The organism is Gelidibacter sp., from assembly GCF_035515035.1.
Lineage (GTDB): Bacteria > Bacteroidota > Bacteroidia > Flavobacteriales > Flavobacteriaceae > Gelidibacter.
The window spans coordinates 17,382-36,850 of the sequence record NZ_DATJCA010000055.1; the positions used below are offsets into that span (position 1 = coordinate 17,382).

Annotated in this window: 11 protein-coding genes; 1 reads left to right on the forward strand and 10 read right to left on the reverse strand. The window is 38.3% G+C overall.

Going from position 1 to position 19,469, the window contains the following annotated elements; all coding sequences use genetic code 11:
• Positions 1 to 117: 117 nt before the first annotated feature.
• From VLZ86_RS04740 to VLZ86_RS04785, 10 genes are all read right to left on the reverse strand, one after another.
• Positions 118 to 2,139, reverse strand: a complete 2,022-nt coding sequence (locus tag VLZ86_RS04740; protein WP_325449267.1) for a protein-disulfide reductase DsbD family protein — start codon at positions 2,137 to 2,139, stop codon at positions 118 to 120.
• A gap of 611 nt (positions 2,140 to 2,750) precedes the next feature.
• On the reverse strand, positions 2,751 to 4,439 hold the full coding sequence (ggt, locus tag VLZ86_RS04745; protein WP_325449269.1) for a gamma-glutamyltransferase: 1,689 nt from the start codon (positions 4,437 to 4,439) through the stop codon (positions 2,751 to 2,753).
• A 44-nt stretch (positions 4,440 to 4,483) separates the two neighbouring features.
• A complete protein-coding gene (locus VLZ86_RS04750) occupies positions 4,484 to 5,917 on the reverse strand; it encodes a RagB/SusD family nutrient uptake outer membrane protein (RefSeq protein WP_325449271.1) in 1,434 nt (477 codons plus the stop codon).
• Between the two features lie 2 nt (positions 5,918 to 5,919).
• Positions 5,920 to 9,018, reverse strand: coding sequence for a SusC/RagA family TonB-linked outer membrane protein (locus VLZ86_RS04755; RefSeq protein WP_325449273.1), 3,099 nt, complete (start codon positions 9,016 to 9,018; stop codon positions 5,920 to 5,922).
• Between the two features lie 583 nt (positions 9,019 to 9,601).
• Positions 9,602 to 10,921 (reverse strand): TolC family protein, encoded by a 1,320-nt coding sequence (locus VLZ86_RS04760; RefSeq protein WP_325449275.1) that lies wholly within the window; start codon positions 10,919 to 10,921, stop codon positions 9,602 to 9,604.
• Positions 10,908 to 13,997, reverse strand: a complete 3,090-nt coding sequence (locus VLZ86_RS04765) for an efflux RND transporter permease subunit (RefSeq protein WP_325449277.1) — start codon at positions 13,995 to 13,997, stop codon at positions 10,908 to 10,910. The genes VLZ86_RS04760 and VLZ86_RS04765 overlap by 14 nt, the downstream gene beginning before the upstream one ends.
• A gap of 9 nt (positions 13,998 to 14,006) precedes the next feature.
• Positions 14,007 to 15,065, reverse strand: a complete 1,059-nt coding sequence (locus VLZ86_RS04770; protein WP_325449279.1) for an efflux RND transporter periplasmic adaptor subunit — start codon at positions 15,063 to 15,065, stop codon at positions 14,007 to 14,009.
• Between the two features lie 453 nt (positions 15,066 to 15,518).
• Complete coding sequence (locus tag VLZ86_RS04775; protein WP_325449281.1) at positions 15,519 to 17,288, reverse strand: aminopeptidase P family protein; 1,770 nt, start codon at positions 17,286 to 17,288, stop codon at positions 15,519 to 15,521.
• 110 nt (positions 17,289 to 17,398) lie between these two features.
• Entirely contained in the window at positions 17,399 to 18,019 is a 621-nt protein-coding gene (locus tag VLZ86_RS04780; RefSeq protein ID WP_325449283.1) for a MarC family protein, read from the reverse strand.
• 306 nt (positions 18,020 to 18,325) lie between these two features.
• Positions 18,326 to 18,718: a carboxymuconolactone decarboxylase family protein gene (locus VLZ86_RS04785; RefSeq protein ID WP_325449285.1), complete on the reverse strand. Its 393-nt coding sequence runs from the start codon at positions 18,716 to 18,718 to the stop codon at positions 18,326 to 18,328.
• A 466-nt stretch (positions 18,719 to 19,184) separates the two neighbouring features.
• Here VLZ86_RS04785 and VLZ86_RS04790 point away from each other — a divergent pair, with 466 nt between their 5' ends.
• Complete coding sequence (locus VLZ86_RS04790; protein ID WP_325449288.1) at positions 19,185 to 19,469, forward strand: rhodanese-like domain-containing protein; 285 nt, start codon at positions 19,185 to 19,187, stop codon at positions 19,467 to 19,469.

Sequence of the window (19,469 nt, forward strand, 5' to 3'; positions counted from 1 at the left end):
CACAAAAAAACCACTTCAATAAAAATGAAGTGGTTTTGCTAATTATAAGAATACCTTAGGAATTAAAATATAAAATTCAATCCCCGATGCAGCCTTTTAAAACAAAGGATTTACGTCTTATTTTTCAAAGGCATCTACACCTTCTCTCAACCATTCAAGATACTCTTTAGCATCTGGAGTATACCCCACTGGATCATTAAGATTTTCTTCATCTAGCCCAATCAATGCATAAAAAGGTTGAGTATTCGTTTTATACCTTATGGTCTGGAACTCGCTCCATTTCTGTCCAATGTACTTCAATTGTTTGCCTGGTCTTAACTGCGATTCTACGATCTCATCGTCCTCAAGCTTTCGCTTATCATCCACATATAAGGATATCAACACCACTTCATTCTTAAGAATATTGAGCACCTGATCATTTGGCCAAACGTTCTGTTCCATTTTTCTACAATTTACACACGCCCATCCGGTGAAATCCAGCATTACGGGCTTACCAACTTCCTTGGCGTAGGCCATGCCTTTATCATAATCATTGAAAGCCAAGATTTGATGTGGCGCCAGAAGGTGTCCCCCATCAGGAAGTACCTGGGTCTCACCTGAGCTAAACCCTACTCCAGTTTTGGAATTACCAACACCATATGGTGACTCCGAGTAATCCAATGGTGGTGGGAAAGCACTAATTAAATTAAGAGGTGCGCCCCAAAGTCCAGGAATCATATAAATTGTAAAACTCAGCACCAATAAGCCAAGACTCAAACGTCCTACGGAAATATGGGTCAACGGCGAATCATGTGGCAATTTGATCTTTCCGAAAAGGTAAAAAGCGAGGGCTCCAAAAATAGCAATCCAGATTGCGATGAACACCTCACGCTCCAAGAAATGCAATTGCAACACCAGGTCTGCTTGAGAAAGGAACTTGAAGGCAAATGCCAGTTCCAAAAATCCTAAAACCACTTTAACCGTATTTAACCAGCCTCCAGATTTTGGAAGGGAATTCAACCAGCCTGGAAATGCTGCAAACAAACCAAATGGTAATGCCAAGGCAATTGAAAAACCTAACATTCCGATCATTGGCGCCAATCCGCCTTTGGTTGCAGAAAGGACAATAATATTACCTACGAAAGGCCCGGTACAGGAAAATGAAACAATCGCAAGCGCCAAGGCCATAAAAAATATACCTGTATACCCGCCTTTGCCAGCTTTACTATCTATTTTATTTGCCCATGATTGTGGCAGCATGATTTCAAAAGCACCTAAAAAGGACACCGCGAATATCACAAGAATAAAAAAGAAGAGTAAGTTAAAAGTGACACTTGTGGAGAACTCATTTATGGCACTCGCGCCAAAGATAGCCACTACGCCGGTACCTAAAATCACATAGATAACAATGATACAAAGGCCATAGATGATAGCGTTTTTCACTCCCTCAGCTTTGTTCTGACTTTGTTTGGTAAAGAAGCTAACCGTCATGGGTATCAATGGGAAGACGCACGGGGTAAACAATGCAATAAGTCCAGCGCCCATTCCAAGAATGAAAATAGTCCAAAGACCACTGCTTTCTGCTTCTTTCTCTTCCTTTTCTGTAACAATGACTTCTTTATCACTATCAATCATTACAGGCTCCTGAAAATTAAATGTACTACTCTCCTCAGCAGCATTGGTATCTTTTGCAGCTGAACTTTTAGCTTTGGTCAGATCAAAATCCAGGTCGATATAACTTGGTGGCAAACATCGCATATCATCACAAACCATAAACTCCACCTCTCCTTTAACTATTGAAAGTTCTTTGTTAAGCAGGGTGATGCGTTGTCTAAATTCGGCAGCATCATCAAAAAACTTGATACGCATATTGAATACGGGATCATGGACGGTGCGTCCTTCGTCTTCAACGGTTTTACCAATAAGTTCAGCACCTGCACCGGTATCGTAAGTAAACGTGGTTGGAATTGGACCGTCCTCAGGCACCTCTTGTGAGTACAAGTGCCAACCTCGATCGATTGTGGCTCTTGAAATTAAATCAAACTCGGTATCGGATATTTTTTCAACAGAAGTAGACCATTTAACAGGTTCCAAAACTTGGGCACTGACCGTTGTCCATGTTAACGACACCAGTAAAAAGGAAAGCAAGAAAATTCTCATTTGATAGTTTTAATTAGGGGTATTATCAATATTTATAACAGAAAAGAATCACGACCTGAAACCTCTCTAACTACAAGACGTTGCAAATGCGGAATGCCCTTATAATAATATGTTAAAAATATTTAAACTTTTAAAATCAAGCTGCAAAGGTAATTAAAAGATAAACGAAGACATCTACTTTTGACAAGTTCCAGAAATTTTTAACAACAGTTTATGAGATACTTTATTGAGCAAGGACGACTCTAAATTCTTATCTTACAAAAATAAACTATTAATATCAGCCCGGTTTATTCCATGGGTAATAGCAATCTTTTCGAAAATAATTTTTGCGACTTTTAGAAGAGGCGAAAACTTAACACTTCGAATCCCAGACAATTACAACCCCATAAAGTTGGATCAAATTTTCAGAACAGATTAAAACCAAATAATCATAGAAAAGTGCAAGAAATAATGAGGATAAGAAACACATCTAATGACTAGAACATGAAAAATGACATTTCTTCCCTAAAAAGAAAGCATTAATTAAATAATCCAAATTTCAAATAAGCATAACATACGGATTATTAAATTTATGGATAAAAACCATATGCACAATATGAATTTAAAAATCGTTACTCAATGGCTACTGAGTCGTCTCCCCTACCGTCTGCTACGGCATGATAATTACCATTTCCATCGACAACAATCATCTCAACACGTCCGATTTTATTTCTTTTTACAAATACATATCCCTTGTCTTCCAAAATCTTAACAGTTGTCTCGGGAAAATCACTTTCAACTTGAACTGTATCTGGTAGCCATTGGTGATGAAACTTGGGACCATTGACTGCGATATTAGCGTTTGCTCCAAAATCGATCACATTCACAATTGATTGAAATACCTGAGTAGGTATGGTTGTGCCGCCTGGCGTTCCTACGACAATCCTGGGACTGCCTTCTTTCAAAACAATTGTTGGACTCATAGCACTCAACATACGCTTATTAGGTTCTATAGCATTTGCTTTTCCACCTAAAGCCCCGTACATATTGGGCACTCCTGGTTTTATGGAAAAATCATCCATTTCATTATTAAGAAAAAAACCTGCGCCTGACACCACCACCTTACTTCCAAATCCTCCGTTAAGTGTAGTGGTTGTAGACACCGCATTCCCCTCTTTGTCCAAAACACTAATATGTGTTGTTTCTTCACTTTCTTTAATCAAATTCTCTACTTTCCCAACCTCGCTACTTGGCGTCGCTTTATCCGGGTCGTAGTTTGCCATTCTATTTTTCAAATAGTCATTACTCAATAGCATTTCAGTTTGATCATTTATAAAATCAGGATCACCCATATACTCCGCCCGATCAGCAAACACCCTTCTTTCTACTTCCAACATTAATTGTACAGCTTCTGGAGAATTCAATTGTAACCCTTCTAGACCTATCAGATCTACCATTTTAAGTAATTGTGCCAAAACTAATCCACCACTTGGCAAGGGCATCGTTATGACTTCATGACCTCTGTAATCAATAACCAAAGGCTCACGTTCTCGAACTTCATAATTTTTGAGGTCTTTTTTGGAAATGATACCTTGACTTTCCTTCATCTGAAGTACAATCAATTTGGCCGTCTCCCCCCTATAAAAACCATTCTGCCCCTCTTTCTGAATCCGCTTCAACGTTTCCGCCAAATCCTTTTGAATTAAAATATCCCCTTCTATCCACAGACCTTCCTTGACAAAGGGAATAGGGTTTTTATTAAATTTCAAGAACGCCTCCTTATTATAATTTAATGTATTGGCATCTGATGCGGAAAGTGCAAATCCGAGTTCTGCCAGATCAATTGCTGGCTGAATCAGTTTTGCCATAGGAAGTTTAGCGTATTCATGCATTTTAAAAATTCCAGCTACTGCTCCAGGTACACCAGAAGCTAAGCCTCCATTCTGACTTAAAGCTAAGTTTCCGTCACCCTTATCGTCTAAAAACATATCGCGGTCAGCTTTACCAGGCGCTTTTTCGCGATAATCCAAGGCAATTCTTTTTCCATCTACTGTTGTCGCTATGGTGAATCCGCCTCCACCAATGTTGCCTGCCTGTGGATGAGTGACGGCTAATGCAAACTGGGTGGCGATCATCGCGTCAAACGCATTTCCACCTTCTCTAAGCATTTTTACCCCGGCTTCACTGGCCAGCGGGAAGGCCGAAGCCACAACTCCCTTATTCTTCACTTTAACTTCCTTAAGAACATTGTAATCTCTGAATTGAGCAAAAGTTATTGAGGAGATTAAAATAATGGCAATAAGAATAACAAACTTTTTCATTGAATTGTATTTCTATTCTAATGTTATGGAATATATTTTTGCTATTAATACCCTGGATTTTGTTCAGTGGCACGATTAGAGTCTAGTTCTTGTTGTGGATATGGCATTGCAATTCGATTATCACCTGCAGGAACGACACCATGATTGTTTGAAGTAGAAGGTTGGATATCCCGAATTTCCTTACCAAATCGCACCAAATCATAAAATCGAAATCCTTCAAAAATAAATTCCTTCCTTCTTTCAGCTAGAATATTATCAACAGTCGCATCGCTATATAATGATGCATTACGATGGCTAGGTATCATATTTAAATAATCTTTAGATTTTACTGGATTATTATCCCCTTCCAATAAGGCCTCGGCATAATTAAGAATGACTTCTTCAACACGGAAAACTTTAATATTATCTGAACCTATATCACTAAGCATACTGGGATATTTCCCCATGTTTCTCCATTTTCCTGGCGCTTCATAGATATTAACAGTATGAATCATGTCAGTGGACGCCCTAATATCATTAGGTTCAAAGCCCACATCTTGAAGGATGTTGTCAAAAGCTTGTATATCGGCATAAGACTGACCACGATAAATATTATTAATTGAATTATCCTTATGGCTAACACCGTTGTCTAGATGGAGTTCAAAAATAGACGCTGAACCTGGCGAACTCATTTTCCAATAGTCGACAACATCCTCAGCTGGAGTTACTGGATATTTATTAATAATAGCCTCCAGTTCATTCGATATGTTTAAAACCATGTTGTAATCCTTGAAATAAACTGCTATTCTTGACTGCAAGGCATAGGCTGCGTCCAAAGTAATCCGAACCTTATCTGCACTATATTTGGAACTGGCACCTTCCTTTAAGAATTTTATCCCGTCTTGAAGATCACTGTATAATTGAATTTTATTTTCTTCTACAGTCGCTCTAGGAACATTGCGTACATCAACTTCTCTATCATTAAATTTTGTTACGTAAGCAACGCCCAAACCTTTTCCGTTGGAAAGATATTGCTGACCAAAATTTCTTAAGAGATCAAAATGTGCCATTGCTCTTGTGATATAAGCCTCACCCAAAATATGCTTTTTATCTGCCTCATCAAAAGTTCCTTGAAGATTATCTAGATTGGCATTTATAATTAAGTTAGGGTTAGCAGAGGTGGCATTGATACGACTAAAAAGTCCTTCAGTATCACCGTTTGTTGGATTGATATCCATCTTAGACCAGCTTACAAATCTTTGTGTTTGGCCATTGGCAAATACATTGTCCGCTCTCACTTCTCCTGCCACAATCTGATTACGACCCATATATCGGTAATCAACCATTGTTTGGTAAGCTCCATCTTGGAATTGACGTAAATTATTAATGGTATTTATTTCTGCCAAATCAACATCTGGTAACTCCGGATCCATAGAACACGAGAACAGAATACTAAATACGCAAAGTAATCTTAAAGAATTCTTGATATAATTTTTCATACTTAAAAATTTATATTTACGTTAATATTTATTGCTTTTACTGGCGGAGTTTTTAATGTTGTAAAGCCATCCGAATCAGCTATTGTCGATTCAGGATCCCAATCAAAAGATTTGTCCTTAACAACTGTCCAGAGATTTGTTCCTCTAAGTGATACATTCAATGCATCTATTCCTAAAGATTTTACGAAGTTAATATCACTAAAATTATAGCCAATCCCTACATCTCTCAAACGCATATAAGTGCCGTCATAAAGATGCTTTGTAGACCGTTGTGATGCGGCATTTGCGACTCTACTATCATTCCAGTCAAATCTAGGGTATTTTGCAATATCCCCTGGAGTTCTCCACGCATTTTCTACTACATCAGCACTCGTAGAAAATGAGTTGATTCGGCTTCCATTTGTAGTGCGCGCATATAAGGCCATTGTTGAATTTTCATATAGTTTATTACCTCCAGAAAAGTACATACTTGTCTCAAAAAAGAGTTTTTTATAGGTAACAGATGTTGAAATGGAACCTTGGTAAGTTGGGAAAGCATTAGCCCCAATATGCTGGCGCTTGGCTTCTGAATAATTGCTTGTAGTGGAATTATCACCATTAGCTCTATCTACATACCATAGAGGCAATCCATTACTTGGCTCAACCCCAGCCCATTCTGGCATGTACCATTCATAAACCTTTCTACCTTCCTGAACTATACGGGTTGACTCTACAATTTCTGCATCTTGGGGCAAAGAGGTCACCTTATTGGAGAAAGTCGATAAGTTACCGCTCAAATTCCAATTGAAGTCAGGAGTACTAATTAGATCTCCACCTAATTCTAATTCAATACCAGCGTTTTTCATCTCTCCAAGATTCTGCAAAACTCTTGAACTGACCAATTGAGCTGAGTAAGGTAAAGGAACATTGAAGAGCATATCTGATGTATTATTTACATACACGCCAATAGAACCTTTTAATCGATAGTTAAAAAGTTCGAAAGACGCCGCCATATCAAAACGCTTACTTTTTTCCCATTTTGCATTGGTACCATAACCCGAAACGACGGCAGCAGGACCATTATTGTAAATATTGTATGTCATCAAAGTTTGGTATAGGTTTCTCCCAATTCCAGCATTTCCAGTCAACCCAAATCCAACCCGAAGTCTCAATACATTAATTGTTTCAATGTTTTTTATAAAGTCCTCTTCTTGAAGATTCCATCCTAGTCCCATGGAATAAAAACTATCCCATTTTTCGCTAAATCTTGAATCTCCCTGATAAGAATAACTTAAATCGGCCAGATATTTTTTTTCGAAGTTATAATTTAATAACCCCACCCATCTCATTTTCATTTGATCACTGTATGTACTTTCTGCAAAAAAGCTTGAGGTAGCTCCACTAAGGTTGGTAATACCTTCATTAGGGAAATTTGCACCATAACCATAAAGATTTAAATCCTTATACTTTGTATATTCATATAAACCCGTGGCCAGAAAATTGTGTTTTTCCCCGATTTTAAATTTATAATCAAAAGAGTTTTGGGTTGTGTAATTAAATAATGTGAGATTACTTTCTCCGGTTTCACCATTAGGATCTTCTCCATCACCGTGTAAAGGTCCATTATTATTCTTGAAATGACGCAAAGTAAAATCTAAGCCAAGAATGGTTTTAAATGTTAATTTGTCTGTTATTTTATATTCTAATTTTGAATTTTGAATCCCACGAGTGACATCTGCAAAATGCTCGTTCTGTAATGCCGTAAAAACAACATTATGCCGACCAGCTGCCATTTTTCGGAAATCAATATATCTAAAATCCCCATTTTCATCTCTTAAACTTGCCCACGGAGACAACGTGAATTTTCCATAATTTGGATTTGAAAACCATCCACTATTCTCCAATAGAGAATTTTGTCTGACATTTGCTACGTTCACTGACAACGCAAGATTCAACTTGTCGTTCAGATTCGTATTAAATTTGAGACTTCCGGTTAATTTCTTATAGTCAGATCCTACTACTGTTCCATCTGTTTGGTTATACCCGACAGAGGCATAAAAATTAGATTTTTCACTCCCTTGAGTTACCGCAAAGTTAACGTCATACATAATAGCGTCAGAAACACTGATTTCCTTACGCCAATCGGTATATGGTCGACCACGGTTCTCCCAATCTTCCAAAAACGCTGATTTTTGTTTGAGTAAGCCATAAACTTGATCTCGACTGTTAATGGTTCCATCGCCCAACTCTGGTCCGAAGGAATTCCAAATTGCTTCTTGCATGGCATCTAGTTTTTGCAAACTATTTGCCATTTTTGGCCCCTTAATAGCATCATTGTTAAACCCTAAAGTAGAGCTAAAACTATATCTAGCATCACCACTTTTTCCAGATTTTGTAGTTATCAGAATTACACCATTAGCACCATCAGCCCCGTAGGGTGCAACTGCTGAAGCGTCTTTGAGTACTGTGACACTTTCAATATCACCACTTCCAATTAAGGACATTATATTCATTGAAGAGTTTGTTCCACTTTGATTGGATTCACCTAAGTCACTATCATTCACAGGAACACCATCAATAACAAAAAGCGGTGAATTACTGGCCGTCACAGAATTTATACCTCTAATATTAATTACTGGTGGGGCACCTGGCGTACCTGAAGAAGCATTCACTACCATCCCTGTCACTTTACCTTGTAGTGATTGCGTGACATCTGTGAAATGTTGTTTTGTCAATTCCTCAGCAGAGACCGTCGAAACACTGGATGTGGATTCGTTCCTTGTTAACTTTCTTCCAAAAGCCGTGACCACAACCTCATCAAGGGCTTTCGCATCTTCCTCAAGAGAGACGTTTAATACATCCCCGTTAACAGTCATTTCTCGCGTTTTGAATCCTAAAAAAGAAAAAATCAAGATATCTCCTTGTGAAGCATTTATCTGATATTGCCCGCCAAAGTCTGATGATGTTCCTACCGTTGAATTTTTAATTTGCACACTTACTCCCGGCAAAGGCATATTATCGGCATCTGTTATGACCCCTTTAACTGCACTTGTTTGAGCAAAGGAATATGAGCACGTCATAATCACCAAAGCAACAAAAAAACTGAATTTAATTTTGTTCATAATTAACACATTTATTTAACAGAATTAATAGATTTATCCACCATAAACAACACAATCTCACACATTACGCTGTAATAATAACACAAATCTTATGACTTTCCTACATCTATTTTGCTTTTTCCCTACAATTTCTTATGACATTTACCAATTATTCCTACCTCTTTCTTACATATCGTATCATTACTCTCTCTACATTTGATGTTAAAATTCCTGAATAAATAAATTATAATAATGCTCCATTATTATTAGGGTTCGAACAGAATAAAAATACTTTTCTTGAGGCATGGTTACCTCAGATGAAATATTATGTCAAGAAAGGAATAGTTTTTATATGCACAAGATCGCCGAGATCTTAAGTTGTATATCTAATTTTTAAAGATGCGAGGATGGAAATCTGAAAATGTAGTTTTGGATCGTAATTGGAAAAATGCACGTTTGTGAAAAATAATCTCAAAAGCGAAAATTATAATAAACCACCGATAAAGAAGATAACATTGAATGGACGGCAAGAACAAGGTGAGATACAACCTGCAAAGACAGACCACTTATAATCTTAAAAAATAAGAATATAGATACTTCAGTCTTATTCCAAGGACAAACTACCCACCAATTGTTTTAAAGTAATTTCTGATAACTTGGCTTGATAAATAGCATTTGCCATGCGTAAGGTAGCGCGTATATAATTGAGTTGTGCGGTTCTGAACTCGATGGTTGGGATGGTGCCAATTTTATATTTAGCTAAGGTAATATCGAGGTTTTCCTTAGCAATTTCCTTGTTGCTCGTTTCCAATTCAATTAAACGCAAATGGGTTTGATAGGTTTGAAATGCGGTATGCAATTCTGTTTTTATAGTCTGTGTTTGTTGTGCTATCGCAATAGTTGAATTCTCTATTTGAAGCTTTGCTATTTTTTCATTCCGATTTTGATTGGAGCCGTTAAATATGTCAATACTAGCTGCTAATCCGTAATTCCAACCTTGGGCATTATTTTTTGTAGTAAAGCCCAAACTTGATTCTGAATCGCTGAAATTATAACCGGTTGTTGCCGAAATTCTTGGATAGCGATTGCCTTTTATCTGCTTTAATTCCAATTCCGAAATGCGCTTATTGATCAATTGCGCCTGCAACTCAGGATTTTGTGCTGTTGCCAAACGCTCAAGTTCAGCAAGCTCCAAATTACTTTCAATCAACACTTCGTCCCTAACCTTAAAATCGGTTTCAGGATCGCGGGCCATAATTTCGTTAAGCCTAATTTTTGTATTGGTATACATTTCGCTTTGTCGGATATGTTCGGTCTTATCCGTATTAAGATCCACTTGTGCATTCAACACCTCCAATTTTGACGCTTTTCCAATACTAAAACGGTTATCCGCCAACTCTACGCGCTGTCTAGAAATCACTAAGGTACTATCCAATGCAGCCAATTGCTGTTGATGCTGTACCAAATCAAAATAGGTAATCATGACATCACTCACCCGATTCAATATGGTGCTCTGTAATTGTGCTTTTCCTAATTTCTCGAGTTCCTTCAATTGGTCATAGCGCGCAAACATACCTAAACCATCAAATATAGTCCAGTCCAATCCTACACCATAACTTAGATTTTTATTTTTTGCATTGTCCAATTCTATTACCTCACCACTGGAGCGCGTTTGTGAGATATTTTGAGTACTGTTATTGGTGGAAGCCTGAGCAAAGACTCTCGGGAGCATTCCTGCCAATCCTGGACTTACACCAAGAGAATCCGATTTTAAATCATTTTTTGCCAAACGAATGTCGTAGTTGTTTTCCAACGCAATTGCTACCGCTTCTTCAAGTGTCAATAGTTCTTGGGCGTGCGTGTTTATGGTAAACAATCCCAAACATATACTCAGATATAGTGGCCAGAGCTTAAACGGTTCCATAAGTATCAATTTTATCAAATTCTGGATGATGTTTTCTCTTTCTGGACCACATCATATAAATAGAAGGAATGACGAACAAGGTCAGAACAAGTGAAAACAGTGTGCCTCCAATAATAACGACCCCCATACCAATTCGACTGGTAGAAGCTGCTCCAATTGATAACGCAATTGGCAACGCCCCCAAAGCAATGGTTAAACTGGTCATTAAAATTGGACGGAGTCGGGATACTGAAGCCTTCTGAATGGCTTCGTGTTTGGGCATGCCTTCTTCCCTAAGTTGGTTGGCAAATTCCACAATCAAAATCCCATTTTTCGTAACCAACCCAATTAGCATGATGGTACCAATTTGACTGAAAATATTCCAGGTCTGTCCAAATAGCCAAAGCGAGAATAAGGCCCCAGCAACAGCCATAGGCACGGTTAAGATAATAATAAATGGATCAATGAAACTTTCAAATTGGGCGGCCAAAATTAAAAATATCAATAATAAAGCCAGTCCAAACGCAAAAAGGGTATTGGAACTACTTTCCACGAAATCTCGCGATTCACCGCCTAAATCAGTGGTGAAAGTTTCGTCCAAAACCTTCGCACGGATACTCTCCATCGCATCAATACCATCACTAATACTCATTCCTGGCGCCAAACTTGCCGAGACCGTGGCCGACATGTACCGGTTGTTGTGATAAAGTTGTGGCGGACTACTATGCTCTTCAGTAGTGACTAAATTATCCATCTGTATCAATTCGCCTTTATCATTTTTTACGTACATGGAGGTGAGATCCATCGGTTTACTGCGATCCTTCTTGTCAAACTGTCCAATCACTTGATACTGCTTGCCGTTCATCATAAAATACCCGAAACGTTGGCCACTTAATGAGAGTTGCAAGGTTTGCGCAACATCCAACACGGAAACGCCCAAACTTTTTGCCTTTTCACGATTAATGGTGACATAGATTTCAGGTTTGTTGAATTTCAAATTCACATCGGTATTGGAAAAGACTAGATTATTTTCGGCCTCTTCCATAAACTCAGGAATTACCTCTCGTAATTTCTCGAAATTCTGTGCTTGGATAATGTATTGAATTGGCATCCCTCCCCGCCTATTCACAGCGATGGTTGGTGTTTCTGAGACACTCACACGGGCATTTTCATAATTTCGGGTCCATCGGGAGAGATCTTCTGCAATTTCCTTTTGTGAGCGATCACGCTCACCTGGGTCCACCAATGATATTGTAGCACGGCCACTATTCACCGAGGAAGATCCCCAACCTGGAGAAGTAATGATCAAACTCACCTTTTTTTCTGGAATGGAATCATTAATTAAATCGGTGATTTCAGTCATAAAGCGATCCATATATTCATAAGATGCACCTTCTGGAGCCGTGACGTTAAGTCCGATGTAACTTCTATCATCGTAAGGCGCGGTTTCTTTTTGAAGTAAATTATAAAACACTCCAATCATCACAATACAGATGGCCAAAACAGGAAAGCTCCACCATTTTTTCTTCAAAAATTTTCCTAATGAATTGGCATAGGCATTGTTCATTTTTACGAAAAAAGGTTCCGTATAGAGATAAAACCGTGTTTGATTCTGCTTTCCTGGTTTCATCAGGTACGCATTTAACATAGGCGTTAATGATAAAGAGACAAAGGCCGAAATTAAAACGGCTGCACCAATAACTACACCAAATTCCCTAAACAAGCGGCCCACAAAACCTTCCAAGAAAATTACAGGAAGAAAAACTGCGGCCAACGTCACCGAAATGGAAATAACTGCAAAGAATATCTCATTGGACCCTTTTATCGCGGCTTCAATAGGCGACATGCCTTCTTCTACTTTCTTATAGATATTTTCTGTAACCACAATCCCGTCATCAACCACCAATCCCGTGGCAAGTACAATAGCAAGCAAGGTCAATACATTTATTGAAAACCCAAACATCCACATGATAAAAAAGGTGGCAATCAAGGACACCGGAATATCGATGAGTGGACGCATGGCAATGGACCAATTTCTAAAGAAGAAAAAGATGACCAAGATGACCAAAACAATAGAAATCCCTAAAGTTTCAACAACCTCGGTGATGGCACGTTTGACAAATAGGGTATCATCAACCACAATATTTAATTTGAAATCGGCGGGCAAATCTTTTTTAAGTTTTTCAAATTCCTCATAAAAGGCATCAGCGATGGCCACATAATTGGTTCCAGGTTGTGGTACAATTGCCAAAGCCACCATAGGCTGACCAGAGTCGCTCAACTTGGTTTCCATATTTTCAGCTTCCAAGGTCGCATTTCCAATATCACTAAAACGCACTACTTTGCCATCTTCAGAGGAGATGATAATATCGTTAAATTCTTCTTCGGTAGATAAATTACCAATGGTTTTTATAGTCAATTCGGTATTGGCACCAGATAATTTACCAGAAGGCAATTCAACGTTTTGCGACAATAATGCTCTTCTCACTTCGGCGACGGTTACGCCGTAAGATGCGAGTTTTAAAGGATCAATCCATAAGCGCATGGCATACTTGCGCTGTCCCCAAATTTGGACACTACTCACACCGGGGATGGTTTGCAAACGCTGTGCTAAAACATTATCCGCATAATCCGTCAGCTCCAGAATGTTTCTATTATCACTTTGGACCGTCATGGAAATAATGGCACGAGAATCGGCATCCGCTTTTGAAACTACAGGTGCGGCATCAATGTCTTGAGGTAAACTACGTATGGCCTGTGACACTTTATCACGGACGTCATTGGCGGCTTCTTCAAGATCTTTATCAAGGTTGAATTCTATACTGATTCGGCTGGAGCCTTGGTTACTGGAAGAGGTTATATTTCTAATTCCATCAATTCCGTTGATTGCTTTTTCAAGAGGCTCCGTAATCTGGGACTCGATGATATCAGCATTGGCACCGGAATAACTAGTACTTACAGATATTTGTGCAGGATCAATAGATGGAAATTCCCGTACTCCCAGATAGGTGAAACCAATAATCCCGAAGAGCATTATGGTCAAATTCATGACAATGGCCAATACAGGACGTTTAATGCTTAAAGTAGATAAACTCATCAGTTAGGATTAATTCTTTAAATTCACTTTTATTGGGGTGCCATTTCTGAGTGACATGACTCCAGAAGTTAAGATGGTATCGCCTACCTTAATTCCTGAAAGCACCCGCACATCAGTGGCCGTTCTCGCTCCAGTTTCAACCACAACTTCTTTGGCCAGTCCGTTCTCCTTTACAAAGATCTTCTTTCCGTTTTGTATCGGGATTAATGCTTCGGTTGGTACCAATAAAGCGTTATTGACAGTTTCAAGGGGTAAGGTGACATTGGCAAAAGTACCGGGATATAACTTCCCTTCTTTATTCTCCGCAATAGCTCTCATTCTCAAAGTTCTTGTGGCAATATCCACTTGCGGCTCAATAGCGTAAATTTTAGCCGTATGCTCTTCTCGTGAATTGGAAGTTGTAAAAACCAAAACGGTACCCACTTGCATTTGGGAAACATATTTTTCTGGAACGGCAAAGGTTAGCTTTAGTTGATTTGTATTGACAAGATTTGCAATAGGTGTTGTTGGTGTGACATAAGTTCCTTTAGAAATAGAACGCAAACCAATGGTTCCTGAAAAAGGTGCACGGACGGTTGTTTTTGAAAGTTGTGCTGCAATCAGATCAGATTGGGCACGAGCAGATTCAAAATCGGCGTTAGCGACATCAAATTCCTCCTGACTTATGGCCTGTTTTTCCAATAAAAGCTTCGCTCTTCTCTGATTCTCAGAAGCCAACTGTTGCGCGGTTTTAACTTGCGACAATTGCGCCCGCAATTCAATATCATTCACATGAAAAAGAATTTGCCCTTTCGAAACCTTTGAACCTTCTTCAAAATTGATGCTTTCCACGATTCCAGAAACTTCACTTCGTAGTTCAATTTCTTCATTGGCTTCCAAGGTACCGGATAAGGTAAGATTCTCAGCAAATTTTTCAGCTTTCAGGATTTTGCCTTCAACGCTCATTACAGAAGCTGTTCGTGGCGCGTTTCTCGGACTACTGGCTTTAGAATTTACCGTAATTCTATTGACGATGAGCGCAATTATTCCGAGGATGATAATGGCGACAATAATGTATCTTTTTTTCATTAAAAGATGGGTTATATAAATTCAGGATAGTTATTGGTCTCACAAATCTAATTTTTAAATTTAAGAAGTACGAAACCTGTTGTTTTTTTAACAAACTTTATGAAAATTTTAAGAAAACTGCGGAGCCGCGAAATTTCCATTTTCTTTAATTTATGAAAGATAAGCAGTTCTACTAGGTTTATTATCGTTTCCATGAGGATAAATACAATTGCATAAACTTAAAAAGCAATTGCTATACCGTCATTTAAAGTATTCTATTTTAAACGGAAAATCTTATCATATTAAAAAAACTAAGTCTTAATTCAACTTCCTTTCTCGTCAATTAATTTAAAACTTTGATATGCAGTAAATCCTATCATTTTACGTTTGGAATTTTTAATCACAACGAAATAGTCACATAAAAAAACCCCCGATCAAAGTCCGGGAATGTATTAACTCAAAAATATATTTAATTTACAATGGCGATACCATTTTTTCAAGCCATTCCTTAACTTCTCCTTCTAAATGCGGTGCCAACCTTTCCCTAACCATTTTGTGGTAGCTGTTGATCCAATCAACTTCCTCTTTGGAAAGCAGATCTTTCACTATAATACTTTTAAAAAAAGGACATAAGGTTAAGGTTTCAAATTCATAAAAGGTATTCCACTCAGTTTTTTTCCAGGTTTTGACCAGGATGAGATTTTCATGACGAATACCATATTGACCTTCCAAATAATAGCCAGGTTCATTGGACATGACCATCCCTGCTTGCAGTTCTACAGGATTAATTTCCTTACGGATACTCTGTGGCCCTTCGTGCACATTCAAGAAACTTCCTACCCCATGCCCGGTACCGTGATTATAATCTTTCCCCTCTTTCCACAAAGGCATTCTTGCCAAAGCATCAAGTTGGACTCCTTTGGTGCCCTTCGGAAACTTTGCAAGGGACAAATGGATCAAACCTTGCAGAGCCCTGGTCGCATCGTGTTTAAATTCATCCGAAACTTCACCTAAAGGAAAGGTGCGGGTAATATCTGTGGTACCCTCTAAATATTGACCTCCCGAATCCACCAAAATACTGCCATCCTTTGTTACTTTGGCACTTCCTTCTGGTTTTGCTGAATAGTGCATAATCGCACCATTATCTTTATATCCCACAATACTATCAAAACTATTGCCGATAAAGTTTTTCCCTTCCGCACGGAATTCGTGTAACTTTTCACCAATACTATATTCGTCCATGTCTTCTTTTCCTACGGTATGCGTCAGCCAGTGCAAGAATTTCACCATCGCGACTCCATCGCGTACCATGACGGTTTGAAAACCTTTTTGCTCTGCGTCATTTTTGATAGCCTTCATTAAGTTTCCAGGTACGGGCTTCTCAATAATGGAATTTGCATCTTTTACAGCATCAAATATCGATTGGTTACTGCTAGGTGCTATCCAAATAGATTCATCCTTTAAAGTGGCAAGATGACCAAAAAATTCGTGGTAAGATTTTAGGACCACGCCTGTTTTTTTAATTTGACTTTCGGTTTCTTCACTCACTTTATCCTTATCCACAAAAAGAAAGCATTCTTGCAGGGTCAAAACGATATAACCTAAAAATACCGGGTTGCATTTCACATCACTCCCCCTTAAATTTAGAGTCCACGCCACATCATCCAAACTGGCAATAATATGCATGGTAGCACCTTCAGAAGCCATCTTTTCACGAATCGCCGAAATCTTATCGGATACAGATTGGCCCGCACGTTCAATGGGATGGATAAAAACAGTGTTTTTGCTTGGTGCAGGACGCTTGGTCCATATATTATTGAGTAGTGGTAAATCTTTAAGATGACGTTTGGATTTGGTGAGTTTTTGGTCCAAAACCTTCCAATTGGCATGAGAAGTAACTAAAGCGTTTACGCCAACGGTCGCCCCTTCTTTAGTTTCTGAAACAATCCAATCAATATAATGGGGAGTTCCCTCTATCCCATCCTTAAATAAGTCAATACCTGAACCTTTCAACTCTTTTGGAGCCTGAGTAAAGTAACGGCCATCAGTCCAAAGCCCAGCTTTATCAGCGGTTACTACCACATAGCCCGCGGAACCTGTAAATCCAGACAACCAAGTCCGTTCTTGCCATTCTGCCGGGAGGTATTCTCCCATATGCGGATCGGCAGAATAGATGATGAAGGCATCTACATTATTCTTCGTCATTTCCACTCTCAGGGAAGCTACTTTTTCTTTGGCTGTCATAAATTTTATTTTGAGGTGGAAAGTTACAGAAAGTCTGTTAGTCTAAAAAAGTTTACAGCTGTTTAACATGGCTTTAGGTTTTGTAGGAGTGAACTGAATTACCCCTTCACTTAAGACATCAAATTAAAAGAAATTTTAATCCCTTCAATAATCATCCCTGTGCCAATGATCGCGATAATTAAACCCATAATCTTTCCAATTACAGAAATCACGTTATACCCCACAGCCTTCACAATATACTTACTGAGTCTAAACGTTAAAAACGTCAATAAACTCATCGAACCGAAAATAGCAATCACTAAAAACACTTGTAATGGTGTCACATCAGATACGAAGTTCATGGCCGTAACAATAGTTCCGGGTCCCGCCAAAATAGGAATGGCCATGGGCGAAACCGCAATATCCTCGTCAATATGGACATCTTTAATGTTTTTTACATTCGATTTTTTTGATTGTAGCATTTCAAAACCAATGTAAAATATAAGGATCCCTCCTGTAATTTTAAAGGCAGGAATACTAATATTAAACAGTTCGAAAATATACTTACCCAGAAGAACAAAAACAGTGACAATGATAAAAGCAATAATATTTGCTCTTTTATTAATGTCCCTTTTTGTTTTTTCATCCGCACCTTGGGTTAAGGATAAAAAAACAGTCATGTTTGATATCGGGTTGGTGATCGCAAAAAAACCTGTAAATACTGTAATTGAAAATGTAATTAAGTTATCCATTGCCGGTTAATTTTCAATAGTGAAAGAACTTGAATTACTTCTTTAATTCCTACATATATTGATTTTATTTCATTAAAACTCTAAGTGTTTTGGGATTTATTTGCTTGTATATCCTTTAGAAAACCCAATACCCTTGTAATTGGATAAATGTCCATCTTCACGATCCTACGAAAATCATCGTTCGATATTAGGGACCTTTAGAAAGCCAGATGTTATTTTCAGATTAACTTCTCGCAAATCTATATAATTAATTGCATGTCAACTGTGGAACGCAATTATCAAATCATGAAACTAGAGCACCTATTTTTATTTAATTTCTCTTTCAGTAAAAACTTCCTTTGCCACTTTTAATGCATTGAGGACACGTGGGAAACCGGTATAGGGAAGTAAGTGAATGATGGCTCCTACGATCTCCTTTTGGGTCAATCCAATGGTGAGACCAATGTTGACGTGCAATTTGAGTTGCGGCTCCAAGCCTTGAGTGACTAAAGAAGAAATCGTAATCAGGGTTTTTTTCTTATCGGACAGGCCTTCTCTTGAATAAATGTCGCCAAAGGCGAATTCGACAATATAATTTTCCAATTCCGAGTCCAGATCCATTAAACTGTCAAAAGTGATAGAGTACGACGGATTGTCCGATGGATCCTCATATTTCTTTATAATTTCCATCCCTTGTTGATGGCGTTTTGATTTTTCCATATTTTTATTTTAATTATTTATGATTTATATCTGGATCCCGACCCTACCCTGGTCAACAGCCAAAAGCAGGAATATGATAACATGAGCAATAGACGTTCTATATAATGTAGCTTTGTCTCCATGACCAATGTCCTTTTCTAATTAAACAGTGCGTTTCGCTAGGTAATGAATCAGTGTCTCCTTTCTGAAATCCATTTTAAGAATCCGCCAAGTTTACGGTTTTCAATTTAGATTCAAAATCTGAAATTAGGGTTTTATCTTCTAAAATAAAAATTAGTCATTCGTAAAAACGATCTGGTTGTAGAGAAATGCCGTTCATTTTCCATTGCAATATGTCCCTTTCTTGTACTGTAGGTTTCTTATGTAACCAAGGTTACTGTGGGTTGAGTGATTTAGGTTTAATTTTGCAGGTATGAATCCGCAGCTTATTCAGGCAGATTTCAAATAATTTTATCAAAACACAATTATGAATAGAGAAGAACTAATTACAAATTCCGAAAGCACGATTATAGATGTGCGTACGCCACTGGAGTTTATGGGAGGCAGTGTTTTTGGCGCAGTGAATATCCCTCTTAATGAAATCCCTCATAGACTAGACGAACTTAAAGCCATGAAAGCACCATTAATTTTATGCTGTGCCTCAGGAATGAGAAGTGGTCAGGCAGCAGATTTTTTAATAAATGAAGGTTTGAGCTGTGTCAATGGAGGCTCTTGGTTGGAAGTAAATAATTTAATAGCACAAAATGCATAA